Origin of the sequence: Furfurilactobacillus rossiae DSM 15814 (genome assembly GCF_000428925.1) — a bacterium.
Taxonomy (GTDB): domain Bacteria; phylum Bacillota; class Bacilli; order Lactobacillales; family Lactobacillaceae; genus Furfurilactobacillus; species Furfurilactobacillus rossiae.
In genome coordinates, this window is record NZ_AUAW01000010.1 from 1 (window position 1) to 25,948 (window position 25,948).

Annotated in this window: 26 protein-coding genes, 1 tRNA gene and 1 pseudogene; 7 read left to right on the forward strand and 21 right to left on the reverse strand. The window is 43.0% G+C overall.

What is annotated here, in order from left to right; genetic code table 11:
* The 3 genes from G400_RS0107490 to G400_RS0107500 form a co-directional block, all read right to left on the reverse strand.
* Positions 1 to 224, reverse strand: a 224-nt coding sequence (locus G400_RS0107490; protein WP_027827214.1) for a helix-turn-helix domain-containing protein, incomplete at its 3' end; no start/stop codon positions are given.
* Between the two features lie 317 nt (positions 225 to 541).
* Positions 542 to 1,570, reverse strand: coding sequence for a lipoate--protein ligase (locus tag G400_RS0107495; protein ID WP_017262975.1), 1,029 nt, complete (start codon positions 1,568 to 1,570; stop codon positions 542 to 544).
* 322 nt (positions 1,571 to 1,892) lie between these two features.
* Entirely contained in the window at positions 1,893 to 2,207 is a 315-nt protein-coding gene (locus G400_RS0107500; protein ID WP_017262976.1) for a DUF7671 family protein, read from the reverse strand.
* 134 nt (positions 2,208 to 2,341) lie between these two features.
* Here G400_RS0107500 and G400_RS0107505 point away from each other — a divergent pair, with 134 nt between their 5' ends.
* Positions 2,342 to 2,560 (forward strand): P8 family protein, encoded by a 219-nt coding sequence (locus G400_RS0107505; RefSeq protein WP_017262977.1) that lies wholly within the window; start codon positions 2,342 to 2,344, stop codon positions 2,558 to 2,560.
* An 84-nt stretch (positions 2,561 to 2,644) separates the two neighbouring features.
* Here the strand turns inward: G400_RS0107505 and G400_RS0107510 are convergent, their stop codons facing one another.
* The 3 genes from G400_RS0107510 to G400_RS0107525 form a co-directional block, all read right to left on the reverse strand.
* The gene (locus G400_RS0107510; protein WP_017262978.1) at positions 2,645 to 3,787 is read right to left on the reverse strand and encodes a cation diffusion facilitator family transporter; all 1,143 of its coding nucleotides are present in this window, start codon (positions 3,785 to 3,787) and stop codon (positions 2,645 to 2,647) included.
* Between the two features lie 677 nt (positions 3,788 to 4,464).
* The gene (locus tag G400_RS0107520; protein WP_017262980.1) at positions 4,465 to 5,619 is read right to left on the reverse strand and encodes an MFS transporter; all 1,155 of its coding nucleotides are present in this window, start codon (positions 5,617 to 5,619) and stop codon (positions 4,465 to 4,467) included.
* A gap of 1,068 nt (positions 5,620 to 6,687) precedes the next feature.
* Entirely contained in the window at positions 6,688 to 7,878 is a 1,191-nt protein-coding gene (locus G400_RS0107525; protein WP_162129512.1) for a sensor histidine kinase, read from the reverse strand.
* Between the two features lie 268 nt (positions 7,879 to 8,146).
* Between G400_RS0107525 and G400_RS14775 the strand changes: the two genes are divergently transcribed.
* Positions 8,147 to 9,007, forward strand: a complete 861-nt coding sequence (locus tag G400_RS14775; RefSeq protein ID WP_017262982.1) for a VOC family protein — start codon at positions 8,147 to 8,149, stop codon at positions 9,005 to 9,007.
* 179 nt (positions 9,008 to 9,186) lie between these two features.
* On the opposite strand, the gene G400_RS0107535 is transcribed toward G400_RS14775, so the two are convergent.
* From G400_RS0107535 to G400_RS0107575, 8 genes are all read right to left on the reverse strand, one after another.
* The gene (locus G400_RS0107535) at positions 9,187 to 9,828 is read right to left on the reverse strand and encodes an SDR family oxidoreductase (protein ID WP_017262983.1); all 642 of its coding nucleotides are present in this window, start codon (positions 9,826 to 9,828) and stop codon (positions 9,187 to 9,189) included.
* A 167-nt stretch (positions 9,829 to 9,995) separates the two neighbouring features.
* A complete protein-coding gene (locus G400_RS0107545; protein WP_017262985.1) occupies positions 9,996 to 10,610 on the reverse strand; it encodes a uracil-DNA glycosylase in 615 nt (204 codons plus the stop codon).
* A gap of 1 nt (position 10,611) precedes the next feature.
* A complete protein-coding gene (locus tag G400_RS0107550) occupies positions 10,612 to 12,990 on the reverse strand; it encodes an ATP-dependent DNA helicase (RefSeq protein ID WP_017262986.1) in 2,379 nt (792 codons plus the stop codon).
* A 287-nt stretch (positions 12,991 to 13,277) separates the two neighbouring features.
* Positions 13,278 to 14,222: a nucleoside hydrolase gene (locus G400_RS0107555; protein ID WP_017262987.1), complete on the reverse strand. Its 945-nt coding sequence runs from the start codon at positions 14,220 to 14,222 to the stop codon at positions 13,278 to 13,280.
* A gap of 10 nt (positions 14,223 to 14,232) precedes the next feature.
* Positions 14,233 to 15,036: a phosphonate ABC transporter, permease protein PhnE gene (gene phnE, locus G400_RS0107560; protein WP_017262988.1), complete on the reverse strand. Its 804-nt coding sequence runs from the start codon at positions 15,034 to 15,036 to the stop codon at positions 14,233 to 14,235.
* On the reverse strand, positions 15,036 to 15,821 hold the full coding sequence (gene phnE / locus G400_RS0107565; RefSeq protein ID WP_017262989.1) for a phosphonate ABC transporter, permease protein PhnE: 786 nt from the start codon (positions 15,819 to 15,821) through the stop codon (positions 15,036 to 15,038). Before phnE (G400_RS0107565) ends, phnE (G400_RS0107560) begins: the two co-directional genes overlap by 1 nt.
* Positions 15,818 to 16,600 (reverse strand): phosphonate ABC transporter ATP-binding protein, encoded by a 783-nt coding sequence (gene phnC, locus G400_RS0107570; RefSeq protein ID WP_017262990.1) that lies wholly within the window; start codon positions 16,598 to 16,600, stop codon positions 15,818 to 15,820. The genes phnE (G400_RS0107565) and phnC overlap by 4 nt, the downstream gene beginning before the upstream one ends.
* A gap of 71 nt (positions 16,601 to 16,671) precedes the next feature.
* On the reverse strand, positions 16,672 to 17,607 hold the full coding sequence (locus tag G400_RS0107575) for a phosphate/phosphite/phosphonate ABC transporter substrate-binding protein (RefSeq protein ID WP_017262991.1): 936 nt from the start codon (positions 17,605 to 17,607) through the stop codon (positions 16,672 to 16,674).
* Positions 17,608 to 17,954: 347 nt separating this feature from the next.
* Here G400_RS0107575 and G400_RS0107580 point away from each other — a divergent pair, with 347 nt between their 5' ends.
* From G400_RS0107580 to G400_RS0107595, 4 genes are read left to right on the forward strand one after another with little or no spacing between them, the layout of a single operon-like run.
* Positions 17,955 to 19,100 (forward strand): family 20 glycosylhydrolase, encoded by a 1,146-nt coding sequence (locus tag G400_RS0107580; RefSeq protein ID WP_017262992.1) that lies wholly within the window; start codon positions 17,955 to 17,957, stop codon positions 19,098 to 19,100.
* A 19-nt stretch (positions 19,101 to 19,119) separates the two neighbouring features.
* The gene (locus G400_RS0107585) at positions 19,120 to 20,334 is read left to right on the forward strand and encodes a glycosyltransferase (RefSeq protein ID WP_017262993.1); all 1,215 of its coding nucleotides are present in this window, start codon (positions 19,120 to 19,122) and stop codon (positions 20,332 to 20,334) included.
* The gene (locus G400_RS0107590; RefSeq protein WP_017262994.1) at positions 20,334 to 20,651 is read left to right on the forward strand and encodes a hypothetical protein; all 318 of its coding nucleotides are present in this window, start codon (positions 20,334 to 20,336) and stop codon (positions 20,649 to 20,651) included. The genes G400_RS0107585 and G400_RS0107590 overlap by 1 nt, the downstream gene beginning before the upstream one ends.
* A complete protein-coding gene (locus tag G400_RS0107595) occupies positions 20,632 to 21,528 on the forward strand; it encodes a polysaccharide deacetylase family protein (RefSeq protein WP_017262995.1) in 897 nt (298 codons plus the stop codon). Before G400_RS0107590 ends, G400_RS0107595 begins: the two co-directional genes overlap by 20 nt.
* Before the next feature lie 17 nt (positions 21,529 to 21,545).
* On the opposite strand, the gene G400_RS0107600 is transcribed toward G400_RS0107595, so the two are convergent.
* Complete coding sequence (locus G400_RS0107600; protein WP_017262996.1) at positions 21,546 to 22,373, reverse strand: mechanosensitive ion channel family protein; 828 nt, start codon at positions 22,371 to 22,373, stop codon at positions 21,546 to 21,548.
* Between the two features lie 237 nt (positions 22,374 to 22,610).
* On the opposite strand from G400_RS0107600, the gene G400_RS0107605 reads away from it, so the two are divergent.
* A tRNA-Asn gene (locus G400_RS0107605) sits at positions 22,611 to 22,682 on the forward strand.
* Between the two features lie 121 nt (positions 22,683 to 22,803).
* Here the strand turns inward: G400_RS0107605 and G400_RS0107610 are convergent.
* The 6 genes and pseudogenes from G400_RS0107610 to G400_RS0107630 form a co-directional block, all read right to left on the reverse strand.
* The gene (locus tag G400_RS0107610; RefSeq protein ID WP_017262997.1) at positions 22,804 to 23,388 is read right to left on the reverse strand and encodes a hypothetical protein; all 585 of its coding nucleotides are present in this window, start codon (positions 23,386 to 23,388) and stop codon (positions 22,804 to 22,806) included.
* A gap of 20 nt (positions 23,389 to 23,408) precedes the next feature.
* Positions 23,409 to 24,176, reverse strand: coding sequence for a hypothetical protein (locus G400_RS0107615; RefSeq protein WP_225351486.1), 768 nt, complete (start codon positions 24,174 to 24,176; stop codon positions 23,409 to 23,411).
* 99 nt (positions 24,177 to 24,275) lie between these two features.
* Positions 24,276 to 24,347 (reverse strand): annotated as a pseudogene (locus G400_RS16645) (zinc-ribbon domain-containing protein); the annotation flags it as partial.
* Complete coding sequence (locus G400_RS14780; RefSeq protein ID WP_017262999.1) at positions 24,348 to 24,980, reverse strand: hypothetical protein; 633 nt, start codon at positions 24,978 to 24,980, stop codon at positions 24,348 to 24,350.
* A gap of 12 nt (positions 24,981 to 24,992) precedes the next feature.
* On the reverse strand, positions 24,993 to 25,598 hold the full coding sequence (locus G400_RS15740; RefSeq protein ID WP_017263000.1) for a DUF805 domain-containing protein: 606 nt from the start codon (positions 25,596 to 25,598) through the stop codon (positions 24,993 to 24,995).
* A 13-nt stretch (positions 25,599 to 25,611) separates the two neighbouring features.
* Entirely contained in the window at positions 25,612 to 25,881 is a 270-nt protein-coding gene (locus G400_RS0107630) for a Mor transcription activator family protein (protein WP_017263001.1), read from the reverse strand.
* Positions 25,882 to 25,948: the final 67 nt, after the last annotated feature.

Genomic DNA, 25,948 nt, shown 5'->3' on the forward strand with positions numbered 1-25,948 from the left:
TTTTGCTTTAACTCATCGCTCAGCTTAGTTTTCCGACCACATCGTGATCGCTTGTATTCGGCATCTGTTTGTGCTAATTCAGCCTGATAAGGTTGACATCGAGATAATTCATAAGAAATTGTTGACGGTGATCGGTTCAGCCGAACGCCCATTTGGATATTGGACAGCCCTAGTTCACAAAAGGTTTCGATTTTAATTCGTTCGGAATAGGTTATACTAGACAAAAGATCAGCTCCTAAAAGATGGGTTTGTGGTAAACACCATTTTAAAGGAAGCTGATCTTTTTTGTCCGAACAGCGTTCGGATTAATTTTACAATCTACCACAAGCTATTATTTGATGTTAATTAATGTCTGTTTAAAGCGGTCACTATATGAGCGAGAGGGCGCCAACATACCAAGCCGTGAAGGTACCATTAATTCGGTGGCTTATCCGAATTTAAGTTACGGACGGTCGGCAAGGTTCAAGCCATCGCACTTCGATGGCTTGAACCGGTCCCATGGTGAGCTTGTCAATACCGGCAACCGGGATCAAATCAAAAACTATTCTTTCTCTAAGATCAGATCAACCAGATCATTAACATCAATGTCGCCAATATTCTGTTTGTAATTACCGGCATTGAGTCCTTCTGTTAGGCCATCCTTGGTGTAAGCAACGTCAAGCATTGCCTTATCAACAATTGCTGGATCACCGCCATTGATAAAATCACCATAGGTTTTAAAATCAGCAATTTTATTATCTTTAAGTGTAAAGTTAAACGCCACGGTGCCAATCTGAAAATGTTTGGAGCGATATTCATCAAAACCTGGATTCTCACCATAGTTCCAGGCATCGGTGTCGTACTTACCAGCTAACCGTTTGTCGATGATCTCCCAGTCATGGTCATTCAAGTGATAAGTTTCGATTTTACTTACGTCGTCAACATGGAATAGCCGCTTTAATAATTCTGCGCGAAATGTTTCAATATCCAAATTTTGGAACTCAGGCTTCAAGTACGACATGATGTTTGTCACCCGGCTATCAACCGATTTAACACCCTTTGATGCCAACTTGTCAGCTTCTGGTGTCAGTACGTCGCTCGCCGCTGTCAAATCTAAGTTGTACATCAATGTCCCACCGGCAGCATATGAATCGCCAACTTTAAACATCGTCATGCCAGAGAACTTTTTCCCGTCAATCACCATATCATTACGACCACGCAGTTGTGCATCCGTTGCTCCCATATCATGAAGAGCATTCAGAATGGGGTTGGCAAATGCATCAAAATGACCAAACTTACTCGTGTCACCGATAACAATGTTTTCAAAAATAATGTTACCAAAATCATGGTATACCGCTCCGCCACCAGAAGTACGGCGCACTAGCTTAATGTTTTTCTTTTTCAAATATGGCAGATCAACTTCTGCATAGGCATTTTGATGAACCCCAACAATAACGGACGGCTGATTTACATACACGATAAGACCGTGTCCTGGCAGACGCAGATCGTTTACTAAGTAATTGTCTAACGACTGATTAACAATCGGGTCGTAGACCGGTTTGCCATTGCGACTAACATCAATTAAAAACATGCTTTATCCTCCCTTGGCTTCACAACGCGACTAGATCGGTTATATTGTAAGCCTTTTCATGTTCGATAAAACAGTTTTATTCTCAACTGACCGAGCTGGTTTTTACATTATCTATATGAGCGAGAGGGCGCCAACATTGATACCGAGCCGTGAAGGTAACGTTAATTCGGTGGTTTATCCGAATTTAGGTTACGGACGGTCGCCAAGACTCGCGGTCTTTACGAGGCTTGGCGGCGAGGTGAAAGACCGTGAACTTCGGGCTTGAACCGGTCCCACGGCGAGCGTGTCAATGTTGGCAACCGGAAGCGGAAGCGCGAACCATCTACAATCCGTCAGTAATATTGTTTGAGGAACGTAATTGCTCAACGAGATCATCACTGATATGCTCGCTGGTGAACCGTTGCATCGGCGTCCACTGGTGACGTTCTTTGAATGGCACTGGATAAGCCGCAATAATGGCCACCATCAAGTTGTTTTCAGTTAGAAACAGTTGTCCCAAACGATCGAACTTGCCCTTCGTATGTTTGCCAACCCGCCATTCATGTGGTTTGCCATCACCACTCACAACATATTTACCACTATCATCAGTCGTCATCGGAATGCCGACAAAGCGTGTCACTTCGTACTTACCCTTCATTTGTTAATCCTCCAAATTATCTATTTTGATGTTACCACATCGTTTTCAAAAAAATTTTCAATTAATTGGTTCACATTGGTCAAAAAGGACTACCATAGATGGTGATCATAAAAGAAAGGGAGGCTGATTTCAACATGGCACAAACAGTTGAAATGACAAAGTTACTAGATCAACCAATGAACGAAGTGTTTGACTGGAGCGACAGCACCCTACCGATTCGCGACGCAGTATGGAACCACTACATGGACGAGGATACTCACGACACCAACAAAACGGCCGACGAAGTAGCACCTTACATGTCCATGAAGGACGACGAACTTAAGGCAGCGGTTGAAAAGTTGTTAAAGAAGTAGTCGCGAACGACAATTAAACATTCCATTAATAAATACCAGTCAGACGAATTTATCGTTCATCTGACTGGTATTTTGTTTGTCTATCTAATGCTTCTTGTGTTTGTGAATAGTTGCAGGGTCTGGCACAGTAGCCACGTCAGTATCAGTAATGCCGTACCGATGACGCATCAAACGTTCAATGCGTTCACTCAAACCATAACTGTCCAAAATATTCATGTCTGCATCTACATAGATCATCACGTCTAGTGTCACAAGATTGCCGTTGTAGTGTGCCTTTAATTCGCCCACGCCACGGACACCGTCCACATCTTCAATTGCATCACGATACGTGGCTTCCATCCGAGGATCAAAGTAATCCGCCAAATTAAGACTGCTGTCTAAGAAAATCTTCAAGCCAGCAAATAAAATAAACAAGCCAACCACAACACTGGCCACGCCATCCAGCCATGAAATGTTAAACAATAATGCCCCGGCGATTGATACAAACGTTCCGATACTGGTAAAGGCATCGCTTAAACTATCTTGTGCAGAAGCCGTTAATGCAGCATTTTTCAATTTTCTGCCTGCTTGCCGATTCAAATACCATACGATCAGCATGATGACACTGGCAATAGCTGCCCCAATCAGCGCCACTGGTTGCGGAATGACACGCGTATCCGGATTAATAAGTCCCCGAATGCCGCTATAGATAACCTGCAGGGAAATACCGAGCATGATGACGCTGGTAACCAAAGTAAAAATCGTTTCAGCACGAAATCGCGTAAAACGAACCCTTTGCATCGTTCCCATAGTTTGTTTTTGTTTAGTCATTCCGACACCACGATCAAATTCATCGTCGTCAGTATCCCTAGCAATGTGCAAACCAAGCATCAACAATAAACTAGATATAATCCCCGAAAGATTGTTAAACGCATCCGCACGCAAAGTTTGCGACTGACTTATTGCTGCCAAAGCATATTCAATAACTGAAATTGAGACATATGCCACAACATTCAAGCTCAAATGTCGCATTGCTCCGCCCAATTTGCTAATTTCGGCTGCCTGCGTTTGTAACCAATTTCTTTGTTCTCGTTCTATGTGTCTTCCAATATGATTCTTAATGATTGTCGCGCTCCATCTTTTACTTTCGCTATCCAGCTTAGCGACTTTAAAGTATTGAAACAAGTAAAGTGAGTTGCCATCTATTTTAAATAAAATGCTAATTAACTTTGTCGCTTTCGTGCACAAAATTATGCAAACTTTCAGTGAAACGACTACAATAATAATTGTAATTGAGATTTGTGTTATGAATTTTCATAACCGTTGAAAGAGGTGAACATACATGGCAGAAGAATTCCCAGAAGGCCAAGAAGCCAAAGAAGAACGTCGTACCATCAATGTTGATGGTGTTGAAGTCACCCTGTTCGTTCGTGACGATAAGTTCAGCAAGTAATGTTTGTTTACACTAAATAAGTCCACCGAATGCCGTTTTCAAACGACGCCGGTGGACTTATTTTTTTACTTTTTTCAGATTTGAAAGCGTTCCGCCAGGCAGAGGCTCCGTTTCATGGGACGGTCGCAATCTTAAATTAGTTCCGTTTACATAACAAAATTTGATGACTTAGTAATGGACGCGAATGAGCGCATCAGTAGCTGAAGGGCGTCAACACTGAAACCAAGGCGTGCAAGAATTGTAAATTCGAATGGTTTTCTCGAATTTACAACACGGACTGTCATGAAGCCTCGGTTTCCCACGAGGCTTCATGGCGAGGTGAAAGGCTTTGGGTTTCAGGAGTCTTGAACCGGTCCCACGACGGAGTTTCATTATTGACAACCACAAGCGACATCAATCAGCACCTTCAAGCTTCCAACTTGATAAATATTCAATATGACTGAATTTTTTGTGCAATACAGCAAATCAAAGTTTATTTGCCATTCGGTTGTCTGTCAATGGCCAGTACCAGCAGCCCCGCGCCAACAATATCCGCGGCACACAACCACATAAACATGGCGGGATACGACGTGGCTTCAATGATTAAGCTACCTAGTAAAGGTCCGACAGCCCGACCAAAACCGCCTGCCAGACTACTGATGGACTGAATGGTTCCCCGGTTGCCTGGCGTCGCAAATTCATTCAGCCAAGCCGGAATCGTTGGCATTACGACCATTTCACCAAACGTCAGCAGCAACATCCCCATCACAAAATTAATATAATGTGGCTGGTGAATAATCATTAAAAATGAACATGCAAATACTACCGTACCGAAAATGACTTGATATTTCTTGCGTGGAAAGATGCGTGGCAGGATTCGGTTTCCAAATGGCTGAATCAGTACAAGTACAACAGCGTTCAGTGTAAACAATGCACTATACTCGGCCACACTAGCCCCGTGACTAGTCATGTATGTGGATAAATTAGTGTTCCACTGCGAGTATCCAATCCAAATCACAAAGAAAGCGAACGCAATCAAAATAATTGAACGAAACGCGCCATGGATTGGGTTGGAAACAACATTATTCGTCGGTCCTTTAACTGTCTGAGCATTTCCATCCTCCAGTTTGAAAATATCGATGAGGACAGCTAGACCAAACAAGATTCCAGGAACAAGAAACGTGAGGTGAATACTGATGGCGAACAGCACACCGGCACTCAAAGAGCCAACAGCCATCCCCACGTTGGCTGCGAGGAACGAATAGTTGAACATCAAAGGCTCATCAGCTTGCAAGATTGCAACCAGCCCGTTGAAGGATGCAAACGCCGTTCCGATACCTAGCCCATAAAAGACCAAAACAATCGGATACAGCGGCCAGGTTGGCGACAATGCAATAATTAATAATGACAATGAAGCAATCGTTTGACCAACAATAACTGGACCTTTATGACTCCATCGATCAAACAGCCGACCACCAATGACGTTGCCGACCATCGATGCACCTGAGAAAAACAATAACGTCGTGCCTGCCACTGACAACGGCTTTCCGAGAACCGTGTGAATATAGATCGTCGTAATTGGCATTACTAATCCGATTCCCATGTTGATCAACATGCTGATTAATAACACCCACTTGTGCTTTAACACATGACAAAACATCCTTCCGCAAGAACAGCGCATGTCAAACGCCTTCCATGAATCCGGTTAAACCGGTTGCTATCTATTATGGCAAAACAATAAATTTTTACAATGATCAATTCTCATATTGCCGGTATACCAATACTTTGAAATGGCTCTCAAAACATTTTAAAAGAATTTCTTAAGTTGGCGAGTTTTTCTTTTGTAAGCGGTTACGTTTCGTGTTACTATACTGGTGAGGAAAGGTATTACCTCCTCAGTCGACGCCTTCTCATAGAAACTGTGCCGGGTTGGTTCTTGGAACCACGGTTGACAGTTTGATTGCTACCCCGGCATTTTCAGCCGGTAGTCCGCAGGCCACGTAAAGTTATGATGTTGAAAGACATCTGTCGCGCATTGATGACGTAATTAGCCGTCCGCGCCAAAAGTCGGTGACTAGTAGGTTATGGTAGCTACTCGAATTAAAGCTCCAACAAGTTCTGTTTCATCTGTTTCAAAAGTTCTATACCAAAGTTTCAAGTTGAGCATGTGATGTTGGTTGTTTTTCAACTCTCTAAGCAGGCGATACCAATGACCAAGTTTGTATAACAGAAACTCGATGCTTTGAGTTTCCACGTTTCCCGTACCAAAACCGTAAAGGATTCACTTGGGAGGTGTATGGCCGATACAGAGTCATATGTGTTCCACGCGTAATACCGATACCGCCGTTTGCCTGTCGATCAAATGGTGATGAGCGGCCAGTGGTAATGTTGATTACTACTCCGCCCACATTAGCAGACAGTTTACAAGTGGGCAGGTAGGTCAGGACACGGCGTTACGTAAATTAAATATTGAGGTGTTAGCTCATTCCGAATTGTAAAACGAATGTCACGCCGATTGAGGATCTTTCCTTGATGTAACAGGTTCCGGGTAGAGAAGGCTCGGAGCCTTTTTTGTGCAACGATTCAAGTAATTTAAATAGCAAACTGCCACCCAATCGACCTCTAGGTCAACTGAATGGCAGTTTGAAATAATCTTTTTTTCTATCGCCTTTCACTCAGGCATCAACACTTTTGACAAATATCGAGTTGTCGCCTTTTAAGCCTTAGGTACATGAATAGTTGTCATAAACTGATTGCCATCAATCGTTTGTTCAACAGTTATACCTTGTTTTGCCAAACGACGAATATTGCTCATGCCGATTCCCATGTGACCCCGCTTCGTTGATACGCCAACTTGAGAAGCCTTAGTCAGATCAAAAGTGACATCATGCGGAATCGTATTTGTGACTTGAAAGACGTTACATTTTTCGGACGGTGCGGCGCTTAACTTAACGTGTTTATCGCTTTCGAATGCAGCATCAAGCGCATTGTCAAGGACATTTCCAAAAATTCGAACAAGGTCAACAGAACGTTCTTCACGAAGTTTAATCTCCTCGTTGATGCGGACCTCAAACTTAATGTGGCGTTTTTCGGCTTCAAGTAGCTTTGAGTACAGTAATCCTTTTACGTAACCGCTGTTTAAATAACGTAGCCGTTCAATTTCGCCATCGCTGATGCTTTCAATCCGCTGATTATTGTCATGCGTAACCTGCGCAAAATAGTGTTGTAGCTCCTTGTCGTTTGAACGCCGAACAAAATAACTCAGGCCCAGTAAAATATTCTGATAATCGTGTGACACTTTATGCATTTCTTCATTCATCCGACTAACTGATGCATCATAACCGCGTAAGTTTTCTAACAACTGTTCACTGCGTGATTGTTCAAAACGTGATAATACAAGGTAATAATAAAAACCGCCTAGCAACATCCCTAAAATCATGGTGAGGTCGGTCAAAAATTGGAGCTTTTGGTCCAACGCCGCTGATAAAGAGACAAAGTAAACCATAAAGTAAATGGCAACTAACGTGTAGTCGGACCCATCCGGTCGCAGAACAACCAGCCGATCTATGACATGATAACGTTTGTTTAATCGCCCTGCGATAAGACCGAATATTGGAAATAAAATCATTGCGAGCAGAACAGCCATTAATTGATTTAATTCCATTGCGAGATTAAACTTCTTGTCAAAGATGGTGCGTGTATAAATGGTCAATGTTGGTGTCAAAAAGAATTGAATGATGAGGCCAAGCACCCCACCAACAAAACGGCGAAACGAGTCAAAAATCACTAATAATGGCACAACCGTAATCCAGTTAATTCTGGTAACCCAAGTCAACATTAAGCTATTAACGACAAAAAATGGCAAGATTGCAGGCACCCCTTTGGGCCATGTTGGTCCCGCTGCCATTAAACCTAGTCCCACAAGCTCAGCCACTATTGTTAGACCGAACCAAATCCATATTTGCCTTTTCGTTATTGTCTTGCGCATCGCAAAACAAAAAAATAGCCACGTCAGTAATGCACTTTGGCTCGTAATTATAAATACAATGGTGTTAAGCACATTGTCATCCTCTCAGTCATTGTTTCTATCATAATCATATACTTTTTTTAGCAGATTCAGCCGTTTAAAAGTGTCTTAAACACACATTTTATGTACTATCAGAAAGCGTGATCTAATGACATTTCAAATTTCTCCGCACACCCAGATCAGCCACGTCACTTTACGCGTTCACGATCTTGTCAAAATGACCAACTTTTACACCCAACAAGTTGGTCTCATGGTCTTGCAACAAACGTCAAAAAATTCTGTTTTAACGATTCCAGGCGATGAACGCCCGCGGTTAACCCTTAGGCAAGGTTATGACACCATCCGTAACTTACAGACAACCGGACTTTATCACACGGCCTGGGTGCAACCAACACACCGTGCCCTGGCCAACACGCTACAGCATTATCAACAAAATCACATCCCTGTATTTTTAGCGGCCGATCATCGTTTTAGCCAGTCCTTATACGTTTGGGATCCAGAAATGAATGCTGTGGAAGTGTATTATGACTTTCCTCGGAAAAACTGGCTAGTGCTGCCAGATGGTCGCATGCCACAACGAACGATTACGTTGGATACAGATGCGTTACTTCGCGAAGCAGACAGTCACTGGCAGGGCTTGGCTGTGGGCTCTAGGCTGGGGCACATTCATTTACGTGTCAGCCAGTTGTCAGTAAGTACGCGTTTTTACAAACAGACACTGGGATTTGACCTCAAGGATTGGTTGGTACCCCATGCTTCTTTTCTAGCCGCTGACGGTTATCACCACCACATCGCGTTGAACGATTGGCACGGTCCTTATCCAAAAATGGCCCCTAATCAAACCGGATTGATGGATTTTGACATTGATGTTGGCACACGTTCTGGATGGCAGGCACTACTTCAACAACTAACCGACCAACACTATCCATTTGAACAGCCGGACGAACAAATCCAACTTTCCGACCCAGATCTAAATACGCTCAATCTTGTCTTTGGTGAAGATCAATAATGCGGTCCACCTGAAAAACGAGTAGCGTTTTCATCCAAAATAACGACTGTTTGGCCCACATTATGACGTGGTCACAAACAGTCGTTATTTACGCTACTATGCTTTAAGTTAGAGTGACAATACCTGCATCGCCACGCGCTATGCGGACGAAAGTTACATATTAATAGCTCCGCTCCATACTAGTACCAGCTAGGTTTTGCCCCATCCGTGTTAGGCTTGTTGACTCCTAATGAAGCGCGAATGTGTTTTGTCGGATCCGTGATTAAGCTTGTGACAACCGCAGCAATACTCTTACGGGACACTTCTGTACCTTTGAAGGCATCACCCTTGTTTGTCAATTCATAATCAATCTCGTCTTGGTTTTGTAACCAAGCAGGTCGGATAATCGTGTAATCTAGGTCTGAGTCCTCAACCACTTTTGCGGCAGCCGCATATGATGGCAAATACCCATCATCCAACATTTGATGGTTCCATTTCCCGAACGCACCAGGCACTTCATCATAGATACCGAGTGTTGAAATCCATACCAGACGATTAACACCCGCTTCATTCATTGCCTTAACAACTTGTTGCGCTTGCGTTTCAATATTTGAACCTGCTAAATTGGCATAAACAACGTCCTGCCCCTTCATGGCTTGAGCAAGGTCGTCCGCGTTGGCCGCGTCTCCGGTAACCACTGTTTCTCGTTGTTCATCGCTAACTGCAATCTTTTCAGGATGGCGTAGAAACAGTGTCATCATTGCATCCGTTTCTGCCAATAACATGGTTTCAGTTAATTTCGCAATCTTTCCACCGGCACCTAAAATTAAAACATGTTGCATAATGAACCTCCTTAAATGGTCGTGTGATTTTCAATTTCAATTGTAATTATAAACATTACAATTGAAAGTTCAACTAAAACCACTTTTTTGCCTTTTAATAAAAAAAGTCCCATGCTCCAGATTTCCTTGCGGTAATCGGGCATGAAACGTTTCTTAAAAAGTTTTTATTATAGGAAAGTCTTTAGCATTTTTAAATCATCCTCAACCAGCGAACGTTTGCTGGGAAAACGACGGACATAAGACGGATGAAACAGCGGGAATAATGAATATGTTCGCACACTTGGCCTGAACTTTTCTACTGCTGCATGGAAAGTTAAAATCGGCATCTTCATTAATTCACCGTGAACTTGAGTGATTTTCATCTTGTTACCCAGCAAACGCTGCAAGCCAGTGTTCCCCAGCGGAACAAGTAACGTTCCGGCCGGCAAAGCCGCCAATTCATGATCCAATAATGGCGCAAATGCCTTCAACTCCGCCTGAGTTGGGCGTCGATCACGTTTGCGACCATTCTTCTCTGTAAATGGCCGTGCTCGAACGGCTCCAGTCATGTAGATTTCATCGCGAGTAAGGCCAAGCAATGCCAGCCAATCGTTCAATTCCGTCCCGGCTGGTCCCTGAAAACCGTGACTTAATTCTGCCTCTTTTGCCCCTGGCGCCTCACTAACAAGCACTAGTTTAGGCGTCAACGAACCTTCTCCAGGAACAAAACCCTCTAAATTTTCGTTAGCGTCAATTAATTCATGAGCATGTTGAATAAGTGCTGGTGTTAAAAATGTGGCCACACTAAGACTCCTTTGTTTGTGATGCTTGTGTCTGTTTCCAAAATGCGTCTATGCAAGCTGACAATGCCTGGACATTGTTGACGCCTCGCCAAAAACGCCAATGTGGTGGAAATAGGTTTGAATAACGTGGTTGGCTGAAGCGTTGGTCCATCAAAAGGACAATGCCCTGATCATGACTGCTGCGAATCAATCGTCCCGCCGCCTGCAGCACATTATTCAAGCCAGGCAATTGATACGCATACTCGAACCCATGACCGTTTGCTTCATCAAAATAGTCCCGAATGAGATCAGTCTCAACGTTTAAACCAGGCAGTCCAACGCTGACGATTCCCACGCCAATTAACCGATCCGCTGGCAAATCAATACCTTCAGAAAAAATCCCACCGAGGACAGCAAAACCGACTAGTGACTGAGTGGCATCTGGTTGAAACTTCGACAAAAAAGCATCACGATCTGCGCTCTGCATTGCCGACTCCTGTTGAATCACCCGTTCGTCTGGGTAAGCCTGCCGATAGGCCTCAACAACGGTCGTCAGATAACCATGGGATGGAAAGAAAATGAGATAGTTGCCTGTTTTACCCGCCACTAGTGTATGAATACTCGTCAAAATCTTCAACAAATTGGCATCCCGCTGACGGTATGTCGTTTGGATATAATTTGCCACCAAAATTGCCTGGTGCCGGGGCTCAAACGGCGATGGCAGCTGATAAGTGATACCATCCTCATCAACGCCCAGCACCTGTTGGTAATAACTAAGCGGTGTCACAGTTGCGGAAAATAGAACGGCACCACGACCCAAATGCATCGACTGATTAAGAAACGAGCTGGGATCCAAACAAACTAGTCGCACACAGAGTCCACGATTTGTTTGAAACAATCGCGTTCGATACTCTTCGCCATAATTATCGCTTAACCGAACATAGTCTAGACAGGCAAAGTAAGCGTCCAGCACCTTTTGTAGTTCTTCGCCATCTTCCTGCTTTGGTAGCCAATCAGAAATGAAATCGTTAAAGTGTTGTAGCTCCTCAACAAATGACGTCAGTGGAGGCTGAATGGTGAGATTCTCCGATTGTTCATCGTCCAATAAGGATGCCAATGCCTTGAAGGTTTTAACCAGCGTGTTGACATGGCGATGGAAGCCGCGATCTCCTTTGAACAGTGGTTTTAGCTCCTTGATCGACTGTTCATCCACACTAGTTGAGTACATTTCTCGTGCCCGGCTTAACAGATTATGAACTTCATCAATAAGGAAGAAATTGTCTTCGTCCTTCTCGCTAAAGAATCGTTGCAGATACACTAATGGATCAAATAAATAATTATAATCACAAACAATGATGTCACAGAATAGGCTGATGTCCAAAGAAAACTCAAATGGATCCAACGTATGCTTGCGCGCATACGTTTCAACAACTTCCCGGGTAATCTGGTATTCATGTGTCAAAACATCCATCAACGCTGGCTTCAATCGATCATAGTACCCCAGCATAAACGGATTATCCGTCGGTGCAACGTCGACTTCCTCCGGAAACGTAATTGTTTCTTTAGCTGTTAATGTGATGCTCTTCAGTAAAAGACCTTGAGTAGCCATTAAAGATAAAGCATCTTCGGCAACACGCCGCGTGCTTTGCTTGGCAGTCAGGTAAAACGTCCGCTGAATAAGCCCTTCACCCATTGCTTTAATCGTCGGAAACAACGTTGAAATCGTTTTTCCCGTGCCAGTCGGTGCCTCCACCAACATTTGCTTTTTTAGCATAATGGATTTATAGGTTGCCACTGCCAACTCATGTTGACCAGTGCGGTAAGTAGCGTATGGAAACTTTAGTGACGAAATCGTTTGATCTCGCTGAGTACGCATATCGGCCCGTAAAATTAGCCAAGACTCATACTCATCAATGAGAGTATGAAAGAATTTTTGCGACTCTTCAAACGACCATTCTTGCTCCCGAATTGTCACTTTGTCTTCGTTTGTTTGATAATACGTAAGTTGTAGTGTCACGTGATCTCGTTGTTGATCTTTCATCAACAAATAGCCATATACTTTCACCTGGCCCCAGAAGAGTGTCAGAGTACTCTCTGGCACATCTTCAAAGACTAAATCAGAGGTTTTGATTTCCTCAATATGTAACTGATCATCTGCCTCAAAAATGCCATCAGCGCGCCCGTGAATGCTGTAACTTTGATCATTCATCGTCACAGTCGTCTTTAACCCAACCTCTTTTTGATAATCTGGATGATCTTTAAGCCGTTGCTTTTGTAGGCGGCGATGAATATTCGCACCAGCGAGTGCCGTATTGCTGCTAGCATCTGTTTGTGGATTTAAATCGCCACTTCGTAAGACAAATTCTACCAATTCACGGATACCTAGTTTGATTGTCGCCACGTCACTCACCTCGCCCTTTCTGAAAAATGTCTCCGTCTACTTTAGCACAAGAAGAAGTTAAATTCAGAACTTGTCATGGGTAAGGAAGAACGTAGTCTCGCGTCTATGTTCAAGCACAAAGAAAAAATGAGCCCACTCCTAATTGAAGAGTTAGACTCAATCCTCTCAATGACCGTTCACCACACGTTTCGTAAAACAAACTGGTCGTTTCATTTATGTCAAACTACCGGCCGAATTTGCATTGCACAATCTTGCTGGTGCAGAATATCAGCACGCCACAAATGAATCTATTTTGCTGTTGTAGCCAATGTATCAATTAAATCGAAAAACTGTACACTATTCACAGTTTCAACCAACTTAATTGGCCGACCCGCAGCTGCTAATATCGTTCTACCAAGCGACGGTCCTTCCGTAATAACGTCACCATACACCAATTTAGTAGTGGTTATTTCTGGATGAGTTAAATAGCAAGTCGCCAAAACATCCCACAAAAAATACGTCGAATTTGCAACAAAGTGCCTCAGCTCAGGCACTAACGCATAACTATTGCCTAAAAAATCAAAACCGACTTGTTGCCGACGATGTGCCCAGTGACGCCGCACGGAAGACGTTAAAGGCACGTTATTAGTACTTTCCAGCCCGACCATATCAACCTTGATTCCACTATTCCAAACCGTTTTAACAGCTTCTGCATCCCAAAAAGCGTTCCATTCCGCGTGACCATCGGCTTCCGGTTCTTCAACATTTCCGCGATCAAGAAAAGTTCCACCCATCCATACTAAGCGTGCGATTTTATCTGTTAGTTCAGGTTGGCTATGGATAACTGTTGCTAAATCCGTTAACGGCCCCGTAAATAATAGCGTTATAGGCTCATTCGCCCCACTCAAGATTTGCTGTAAATGGTTCGCTGCAGTGTCGCCTCGTAATGGTGTTTTGATTGGCTCGTACTCGTTAAGCAAGGGCAACGCTGTCATAGAAAAAGTTTCCATGCGCCAAGCCGTTGGAAATGGATGTCGTGTACCAGCATCCGAACTTGCAACTTCAATTGTTTTACCGCTGCCAAAACGATCAATAATCTTTCGAGTCGCTGAAGTGGCGGGCTCCACATAACTGTCGGCACCCATTACCCCCACGCCAAGTAATTCCACTTCTGGCATTTGTAACAAAAGAAATAAGGAAGTTAAATCATCAACGCCACCATCATGGTTGAAATACACTTTCATCTCATTCATTCCTTTCTCCTTAGCCCAGTTGTTTTCGCAACCAGCCCGATAAATAATCAATAATCGTCACCGTGATAATAATCCCAATAAGGATGATGCCAACGCGACTCCAGGAACGCGTTTGAATTGCAAACAAAAGCGGCGTCCCAACGCCACCAGCGCCAACCATACCTAAAATGGTCGCGGAACGGACTGATATTTCAAAACGATAAAGGCTGTAGGACGCAAATGCAGGCAACACTTGTGGCAGTGTAGCAAACATAAGACCATTCACAGCATTCCCACCGACACTGGCAATTGATTCACTAGGACCAATATCGATTGCTTCTATTGATTCGGCAAAGAGTTTGCCTAACATCCCCACTGAATGCACGCCAAGTGCTAATACACCCGCAAAGGCACCTGGTCCTACTGCTTTAATAAACATAATTGCTAACACAATCTCTGGAAAAGTTCTTACAACAGCCAAGATGACCCGGCCACTAGTGGACACAACTGAAAAGTGTCGTTGACGCCGCTTGGCTGCCCAAAAGGCGAACGGAATACTGATAAAAGCTGAGATAATGGTGCCAACAAACGCAATCGCCAATGTTTGGAGCATCACGCTAACTAGATCCTCGCCATTACCTTGGTACACGTAATGCCAATCAGGTTGTACAATGCCCATTAACACAGCTCTGGTAACTGCACCGGCTGACGACTGTACCTTACTAAAATTTATGCCGAAAATTCCCCATCCATAAACAAGTACAATAAGTAGGGCCCAAAACCAGCGACGTTTCAGATGATTGTTTTTTGATAACTTATACTGTGTTGAATCCATTACTGCAGACGCTCCCTTGCGAAGTTACTAACGCCGTCAATTGCTAAAACCACAACTAAAATCGCCAAAATAATAACTGCAGTTTGATCGTAGCGAAACTCGGATAACGATGTTTGTAACTGCTGACCAATACCGCCCGCCCCTAAATAGCCCAACACCGTTGAGGCCCTAACGTTAATTTCGAAAGTATACAAAATATAACTGACGAAACGGCTGTAAACTTGTGGTAAAACCGCAAAGACAACCATGGCACTACGTTTGCCACCCGTCGTTAAAATAGCCTCAAGCGGGCCGTTGTCAATCGTTTCGATACATTCGTAAAATAGTTTTGTGATCATTCCAAATGAGAAAATCGTCAATGTCAGCACACCAGCATACGGACCAATACCTGCAATAGCTACAAAAAGCGCAGCAAGTAATAAATCCGGCAATGTGCGCACAATGTTAAAAACAATTCGCACTGCGCCAGTGATCCATTTGTTCGTGATGACATTGCGGGCTGCAATCACCGCAGCTGGAATCGCCAGGAGTGTGCCAACCGTAGTCCCAATAAGTGCCATTTGAATGGTTTCCATCATTGGCTGAACAACAAATGGTGCAGATTTCCAGTCCGGATGCATCATATCCTTTAAAAGGGCCAAGAATTGGTCAAAGTTCTGAATTAAAGCATTAAAATCAAGCCTTAAAAACTTATTACTGACTATTAACAGGCCTATTAGTATGAGCAGACTGCCAACTAGCCGAACGTGAAATCGTTGTGCAATTGTTCGCTTAGGGATTCTCATTGGCCATCTCCCGTTAACGAACCGCCATTATATATATCAGTTAAGTCAGTATCAGTGACGTCCCGAATCGCCTCATCATAAACGATTCGGCCAGCACGGAGGCCGACAATTCGGGTCGCATATTCTTTAGCTAGAGCTACTGAGTGTAGGTTTGCCACCACTGTCTTACCTAGATCCTGATTCATACTTTTAAGATCATTCATGATCAAATGGGCCGTTTTGGGATCAAGAGAGGCAGTCGGCTCATCTGCCAAGACAATTTTGGGATCCTGAACAAACGCCCGAGCTACTGCAACCCGCTGTTGCTGGCCACCCGACAATTGATCAACACGCTGGTACACTTTATCTAACAGATTAACCCTTTCTAATGCTTTGAATGCACGTTGTTTGTCTGTGTCCTTAAAAAGCCCCAAACTACTTCTCCATGTCGGATAATATCCCAGTCGGCCAGCCAAAACATTGCGCAACACCGTCGACTGCTTAACCAAGTTAAAATTTTGAAAAATCATCGCCACTTCACGACGTAACTGACGCAAATTTCGACCTTTAGCCTCAGTAATTGATTGGCCATCAATTAGGACACGTCCTTCCGTCACTTGATGCAGACGATTTAAGCTTCGCATCAGCGTGCTCTTACCGGCACCGGAAAGCCCCACAATAACAACGAACTCGCCAGGCCTAACTTGTAGATTGATATCAGTCAGCCCACTTGTGCCATTGTCATAAACTTTAGAAACGTGTTGCACGTCAATTACCGGTTTTAATTCCGGGTTAGTCATAAACATTTCCCTCTTCACAAAAATAAAGTGAGCGAAGTTAGGCCCGTTCACTTTATGATTAGAATCACCTTTTATTCGGCATCTTTAACTTGTTTGTCATATTTGCGAATAATGTTGAAAGTGCTGTCCTTGGCTGGAGCGTAGCCTTCGTGGCTGTACACAGACTTAATGATTTTCCGTCCATCTTTAGACTTACCAATTTTAATAAACGCTTGAGAAATTTTCTTTTGCCACTTTGGACTCATATCTCCGCGGACAGAAATTGTATCGTTAGGAATTTTGTTTGTGAGGTAAAGTGGTTTAGTAGTCTCGAAGACATCCTTAACGTCTTTCTGAACAATCTGACGGGCATCGGCAAATACAAAAGCGGCGTCCGTATTGCCATTAACCACAGACATCACGCCTTGATCATGTCCTGTAACAGTGACGGTTTTGATATTGTCTTTCTTGATGTTGACGCCATGCTTGGCTAATTCGGCCACGGGGAAGATGTAGCCGGCTGTTGATGTTGTATCCTGTACGGCAATCTTCTTTCCTTTTAAATCCTTCAATGACTTAATGCCGCTATCCTTCTTGACCAAGATCATTGAACGATAATAGTTAACCAACTTCTTGTTATTCTTACCACTTGGCTCATCCACACCATAACGTAAAGCTTGTAGCAGTACTTTCGCATGATTCATCTTGTGCGCTTGAACGTAGCCATCTGGTGGTAAAAAGCCAACGTCAACTTTCTTCGATCCCATAGCTTCAACAATCGTATTGTAGTTAGTCGAAACACTAACCTTCACCGGAACATGTAACTGTTTCTGAAGCAAGCCTTCCAGCGGTTTTGCCTTGGCTTCAATGGAACTGGCATTTGAAGACGGGACAAATTGGACGGTCAAAGATTTAGGCGTATATGTAGACTTAGCCGATACGTCACCTGGATGTCCGAACGTCATTAACGTTGCGGCAGCTAGCGTACTAGTCAAACCAATTAACAGTCGTTTTAAATTACGATGCATTCGTGTGAATCCCCCTCACAAAGTTTGCTGTTTAAGTACACGAGTAATTGTAAACGACAGTTCCGTGACAATTCAATCTAATTCACGAACTTTTAATTTATAAATATCGTAATGGTTTGTGTTTTCTGTTAAATTATTATTTTTATATTTTGTAAAATGTTTTATTTGCCATTTTGACGAACTTTCTAAAAAAACATTCCAATAAAACAAGCAAACATTTGTAAATATTTCTTGTTAAAGTTTGCTTAGAAAAATAAACCATTTTCATAAAGCTTTGATTTTTTTCAGTTATTCAATCTTAGCATGCAGTATGATATGAAACGATGCTTTATGAAGGGAACAACGTTATGAAATTACGACATTATTCGCTACTCATCACTTTTATAATCGTTATCGGCATTTATTTAACACAAATTAACGTTTGTGCCGCCACTCAACAAGCTGAAAACGGCCAATTCAATGGCCTCACTCTTGATGTCGCACGCCGCTACTATCAACCTGATACAATCAAATCATTTATTTCGCAGGTCGCCCAAAATCGTGGCCGCTTTGTTCAACTACATCTTAGTGACGCACAGTCGTTTGCGATTGAAAATGACACAGTTGGTCAAACATTGGCTAATGCAACACAAACAAATGGGGTTTGGCGTAATAACAAAACGCACCAGGCTTTTTATAGTAAGTCACAGATCGCTGATCTGGTTACGTTTGCTAAGCAAAAACACATTACGCTAATTCCAGAAGTCGATACGCCCGCACACATTGACGGCATGATCAAAACGATGCGTGCCAATCATCAAACACAACAAATTAATCAACTGACATACAAAAATAAGAGTTACGGTCGCGAATTTCACTTAAGTAACGCCAGCATAACGTTTGTTAAACAACTTGATAACGAAGTGGCGCAGTCATTTTCGGGTCAGGCAGACATGCATTTTCACTTGGGCGGCGATGAGTTTACCGATCAAACAAAAAGCAATAAGCCCTACATAACCTATCTAAATGCGCTGGCCAAGAACATTCAGGCCCAAGGATTCATCCCTGAGGCATGGAATGATGGTTATATGAGTCGGGCACTAAATCAATATGATAAGCACATCCAGATTACTTACTGGAATTGGACGGCCGATGAAAAAGGTGCACCTGGTAAAGAACGACAAAAAGCGTGGGCCACAATGCCTGAATTGATTCATCATGGGTTCAAAGTATTCAACTATAACGACTATTACCTCTATTTTAATTTGTCACAAAAGAACATTAAATCTCGCAACGTCGCGTACATGACCAATGACATGAAGCAAAATTGGGACCCCACCATCTGGGATAACGACAACGATTCAAGCCTCAATTCACTACACAACATTGTCGGTAGCAGTGTCTCTATTTGGGCCGACAAAGATGCCCACAGCAAAATTAATGACAAACAAATATTAACGGCTTCTCAAAAATTTTTGAGTCAATTTCTTCAACTTGCACGACAACCTATCTAACAACACTTCGGGGAGCATCATGAACTTAATTAGCACATACGTCATTTTATATCCGGTAATTGTTTCGATTATCTGGATCATCAGCTCAATCTTTTTTTCAATCCAACAACGCACTGTTCCTCTCGTCAATCAGCCCACTGGTCAACCAGACGATTTGGTATCGGTGCTTATCCTGGCGCATAACGAAGGCACTACCCTCAGCGGTGTGGTTGAATCCGTCGCCGCCTTAAGCTACCTGCACATCGAATTAATCCTTATCGACGACGGCAGCGACGATAATACGTTTGATGTTATGCAAAAATTGGCACGACAATATGCCAAACGTTGTGATATCAAGCTTGTCCCATTAATGCCTAATCGTGGCAAAGCCAATGCTCTTAATGAGGGGGCTAAACAGGCTCACGGTAAGTTCTTGCTATGTCTTGATGCCGATTGTTACGTCGATGCCGATGTCTTACAACCAATGCTGGCCCGCTTTTATGACAACCGCAATCTTGGTGCAGTCGCCGGCAAACCTATCGTGCGCAACCGGACTAGTTTATTAGGGCGCCTTGAATTGTTGGAATATATCGGTGTCATCGACATTATCAAACGTGGTCAGGCCTTTATCACCGGTCACATCACTACTGTTTCAGGCGTTGTGGTGGCCTACCGCCGTGAAGCACTTGCAGATGTCGGCTGGTGGAATCCGCAAGCCTTGACTGAAGACATCGATATCACATGGCGTTTGTATCAACACCAATGGCAAGTCAGCTACTGTCCTGACGCCGTGGCGTGGATTTTAGTACCTGAACATGTCGGTGCACTAATACATCAACGGCAGCGGTGGGCCCGTGGTGGCTTTGAAGTACTGTGGCGTAATAAGGGCATGTTGTTACGCGGACCACTCAGCGCACAATGGCTGTTGTTGGATATGGTCCTCAGTGATACCTGGGCGTTAGCTTGTGCATTTGTACTACTTTTTTATGTATTTACCATTGCCTTCACACAAACATTAATTATGGATGGCGTGGTCCTATTTTTATTAGTGCTGATCAGCATTATTCAATTTTTAATTGGCTTTGCCGACTCCAAACAGTCCGATTTCATCACCTGGCAAGACTTGCTACTGTTGCCCGTCTACATCATTTTCTACTGGTTTATTAATTTGGTCAGTTGCCTGTCAGCACTGGCCTCATTCTTCTTGGATCCCCACCATGCAGGTACATGGCGTAGTCCAGATCGGGGGTTATAATGCGTCAACAAAAAGATCCTCGCTCATTGATCATCCGCAAACGACCATCACTTTGGGAACGTCTGCGTAGAGCAGTGATTTTATTAGTACTTTGGTTAATTACTGGATTCATTATCTATATCAATGTTTGTTTTTTGCTAGGCGTCTATTCTGACGCCCTCGTTTCGGATTACCTTGTCCTGAATTTATCACTACATTTGTACAAAACGCTGGCAATTCTCGTCATCATTGTGGCTGTTTTGATCACCTTTTTTGGCACACTGCACATTAACACTTTGAAACGGAGGGCAAAGCATCGTGAGCAAGACAACGCGTAAATGGATTTTAGCCGGCTTTTTACTACTCGTTTTGGGAGTGCTAGCGGTGAGCGTCAAACGCAATATTGCATTTGAATTGGGTAATAAACCTAGTTACGCTATTTCCACTCATGATGAAAAGAAGCCCGCTGGCATCATGGTTTTCTGTTATCACCGGATCTTGGACGACAACAAAACGGTCAAGTTGGACGAGCGTTTGTCCCCCAACAGTCAGTTTCACGATTTCAACGTCAATCTCAGTGATTTCAAGCAACAAATGGCCACTTTAGCTCGTGAGCACGTTAAAGTGATCTCCACGGCACAAATGGTTCAAATGGTGGAATCACACCGACGCATTCATGGTCGCTACGTTGTCTTAACGTTTGATGATATCGATCGAACTACTGTGGATAACGCCGCCCCAGTGATGATCAAACACCACTTTCCGTTTACAGTTTCCATCATTACGGGTAATACTGGGGCCTACCGAGCAGGCACTAAACTGGCAACGTGGTCACAAATTTTAGCCATGAGAAAACAGGCTGGCGACTTGGTGACGTTTGCCGTGCATACTAACAACATGCATTATCTTAATAGTGCCGGCACACCAGTCTTCAATGTTCCCCGCAACTTTATGCGTTTCAAACGTGACTACGCAACCAGCCAAAATGTGATGCAAAAAAAGATTGACGCCGAAACGCCAATCTTCACGTATCCTTATGGGAGTGGTGATGCACAGGTTCAGGAGTTTCTGGAACGTCAACCACTGGAGGTCATCTACACACTAAACACTGGTATCGTTGATGAAAACACGGATCTGAAAAACACGCCGCGGGTGATTATTAATACGAATAGTTGGCCTAGCGTCCATCGGTGGTTAAAACAAACGCGACTGTAAGCATGAAAATGACTAGCTTAAGGCAATTCAATTCCTTCTTGATGCAACGCATTTAAATAGCTCGTCGTAAACGTGGATCGGACATTGCTCTGGTCCCCGTTTTTTACATACATTGTCACTGAAATTGCCAGCAAGTGGGTCTTGGGCAAAATCGTTGGCCCCTGAATAACAGCACGGCCAACGACTTCCGGGTGTTTGGGCAACAGACGGTCATTCACAGCTTTAACAGTTTTAATGGCCTGATTCGTAGCTGTATCAGCTTTTAACGGCAAATCAATCTGGACTCGCATGTTTGTGCGTGACTGATTCGTAATCGTGGTGATACTGCTATTGGTGATGTAATTAAGTCCACCATCAGCATCCTTAATCGTTGTCAAACGCAGGCCAAACGCAACTACGCGTCCCGATGTCGTGCCATTGATGATGACGTTGTCGCCGACCTCCATCTGTTGCTCCATTAATATCAGAAAACCGGCAATTACGTCGCGAATAATCCCCTGAGCACCGAGCCCAACAACAACCGTTACAATTCCAGCACTCGCAATCAATGTTCCAATTGGAAAGCCAAGAACACTCAAAATCGTATAGAGGAAAAAGAAGACAACGATGTAACGAGTAGTATTGCGAACTAAGGTATGTAACGTTTCCGCCCTTTTTTGGTTAATGCGCCGATTCTTCATGTAGGTGCCAAAACTTCGGTCAATCAAAAATACAATTGCTCGGTTAATGAACCAGAACAGCACTGAATATAATGCAATTTGAAGTACCATATTCAATAAATGCGGGCCAAACGTCTGCCACTTAAACTGTTCAAAAAATTCGCTAAAACTTGCTGCGGTCATCATTATCATTCGTTACTCCAGTTCTTCCGTGATGATTTACTATTCACAACTTTAGCATACTCATCTGTTCAATTTGAGGGGAGTTAAGCGTTTGTGACGAAAATTTGAAAAAATGCCGGAATATCGACTGTTGAAGAGCGGTGAATCAGCGAAGAAAACGATTTCTTTTATTTTTTCTCATTTACTCATTGACTTCTCATAAGTTGCTTGATAATATTAACAAATCAACTTGATTGATATTGCTCGGTGGCACAATGGTACTGCGTTCGACTGTTAATCGAAAGTGTGTTGGTTCGATTCCAACCCGAGCAGTTTTAAGCCTTAATTTTATTAGGAATTTGTTAATCTACATCTTTTCAAGGCCAACAATAATTTCGTCTACACAGATCAAAAAATATGGGTAGCCACATTTACTTGTGGTTACCCATATTTTTTAATCATCATCATTTTCATTATTGTCGTCGTTGCTATCAACACTACTATCGTTGCTATTGTTATCAGGATTCTGCCCCATAACATTACCACCTATGCTTGGATACGCTGAATGAATTCGATTATAAAATCCGGCAATATCCTCTCCAGCGCCTTCAGAGGCAGTATATTGTTGAACTAAAGTGCTATCTGGTACTGAGGCCAACGCTGCCGAATCACAACCAAACTGACTAGCTAATGAATCACGCATGCTTTGGGCAGTTTCACCCGCTGGACCCGTTGGAGCAGTGGAGGAAGATTGCGCTTGCGACGAACTGCTTGCAATCGACACTGCCGAACTAGTGCTAACACTGCTTGCGTCAGAGCTAACACTATCGCTTTCCGTACTGACCGAGTTCTGAGTTGACGAACTTGCTTCTTTCTTATTCTTCTCTTTTAGTCGTTTATTTTCTCGCTTCAAACTGGCTAAGCTACTGCTTTTTGCCGTATCTGAACTACTGCTCGAACTACTTGAATTATTACTGCTACATGCCGCCAACAAGCCTAATTGTAAGACAGCTACAGCTACTAGGATCGCTTTCTTCATTTTAAATCTTACCTCTCAGTTCACTTATTTTGAGAAATTAACTGTTTTAATTCATTTTGAGCGGCATTATCCTGTGAGACCTGGAAAGTCTGATTGCCATCACCTGCACCTTCTCCATTAGTAAAACCAGTAGTCGGCGAAGCGCTGGTGCCAGCAGGTATTTTAAGCTCATAGACAACTCCATTGTTAGCTAATAAATACTTACTAATCGGCTTGCTAAAACTCATATTTGTTGAATAGCCGTCAGCATTGCTACCACTGCTTAGTCCACTATCTAGACCTGTTGTTCCATCCTTAGCTGAGTAGAATACGACGCCACCGATTGCTTGAATTTTGTAATTTGCAGAACCAGGATTACCGTTATCTTGCACTAACACTTTTCCATCAGAGGTCATTGCTACCCAATCAGAATCACCAGCTGATCCATGATCAAAATACCAGTCGCTAACAGCCATATTTCCCATCTGGGCTCGATGAGATGCCCAGCTTGTAAATGCAGACGAAATTGCAGATTTTTGAGATGAACTTAATGGGGTAACGTCATTAGAGCTTGTTTGCGTCGAAGCTGTAGCACTCGAACTCGAGTTTGTAATTGAACTTGAACTCGTAGACTTCGTGTTCGTAATGCTTTCTTTAGTCTTTTTCAAACGTTCATTTTCTTTTTTCAAACTACTTGCTTCACTATCATGACGGGTACTTCTTGATTCAGCATTCATACCCCCAATGTTGATTCGACCAGTATCGTAAAGCCAATAACCCAGCCCAGAAACGAGCAATAAAATTATCATTATCAGGACTAGCCAAAGGCAGCCATGATGTTTGCGTACAACCTTTGCATTATTTTGATCATCATTCGACCTGTTATCACCGTGTGGATTACTGGTTAAAGGCGTGCCACACTTTTGACAGAACTTTGCTGAGTCGGGATTTAAATGCCCGCAATTCACACATTTTTTCATTTATTCCCCTTCTGAATCTGAATCAATAAAGTAAAGAACCATATCGAATCGATTTTCACTACCGGCTACGGCTACATAAAAATCACCAGACTGATTTCGCCCATCTTCAGTAGGACTGTCAACATGAAAGCTATATTTTCCGGGAAACAGCCCGTTTCTAAAATCTTGTGCCGTAGCTTTTATATGTTTCCCACCATTCGTAATGTTAATTCGCATTTTCGCTGTATCATCCGTGGTCATAAAATGAACGGATGTTGGTTTTGCCGCCAAATAGTATGAATCAAACAATCCAAATACTTTCTTTGACTCTACATAAAACTTGTATTTAACGGATGGACCAGCAATTGTATGCCCGTCCGTGATACGCTTCCCGACTTCCGCTGTCGGAACTGAAGCATGGTTATGCCATTGTTCAACAACACTCTGTGCTCCTATTTTGGCAAAGCCTAAATTTTGGCTATCTTTATCAAACTGTTTTAGAAACAAGTCACCGTCTTCATTTTGAGTGGCTTTAGTGATGTTGGCAGCCAGTTGATCCTTTGAAATAATGAACTGATTCTTGATTCCAACTATTCCAGTAACAAAAACAACCAAAACGATTATTGCAATTAATATTTTTGGACCCTTTTTCATTGCATCCACCCACTACGTTAAGCTCACAGGCTCTGGCCCAAACTGATTGCTATATTCATTGCCTGATTCCGCCATAAACACTTGTAAAACGGGGCCGCCAATGAATGGAATAAATATCAGACAATAGTATCCGCCAGATCGATTCGTGTCATGAAATCTACGTATACTTAAAGCAATTGAAACGATGGCCAGTGCCACATAAATCAGTGTCATCAATATGACACCGATAATTGGAATAAATATCGGAATAAAGCCCAATATTGCAATAACAGTCAATCCGACCTGCGCATACCAATAATCGGTTTGCGATGTCCGCCCACTAAACTCAAATACTTTGTTTAGAGCGTCCTTAGTGGCCGCAAACGATTTTGAAGCAAATGTGTTACTAGCCGAATCATTTTCGTGACTTTCATTTGGACTAATCATCTTTTCGCTAGAACTACTGCCATTGTTGGCTTGCCCTTGGCTCACAGATTGATTTTTTAAAGTACTATTTTCGGCCGTTTCGTTAGAAAAATCATTCTCTTTAGTATTTTGTATTGCACCACAAAAAGGACAAAATTTAACCTGTGTGCTAATTTTTTGTCCACAATTTGTACAGAATTTCGTTTCTTCCATGATAAAGTTCCCCTCAACTATTATTTTTTGCTAATTTAATTACTTGACGAGCCCAGCGTTTGGTAAAACCATACTGTTTTGCTAGGGCATCTAAATTTGAACCATTGTAACTTTCAATTATCTTAGGCTTTACCTTGTCACGATCATTTAAATGAATTGGAAAATTAATCTCCTCGCCCTTAAATGCGTCCCACAGTAATAACAGCTTATCTTCACCCAACAAATCATAGATTCGTCGATATACGTCCGGTAATGTGGTAGGATCAACCTTTTGCTTGTCCATAAGCCCCCTCCTCACCTTCGTTTTTCATCATAGCAACAACCTTGTGCAGTTACTAATGCGGCCTGCA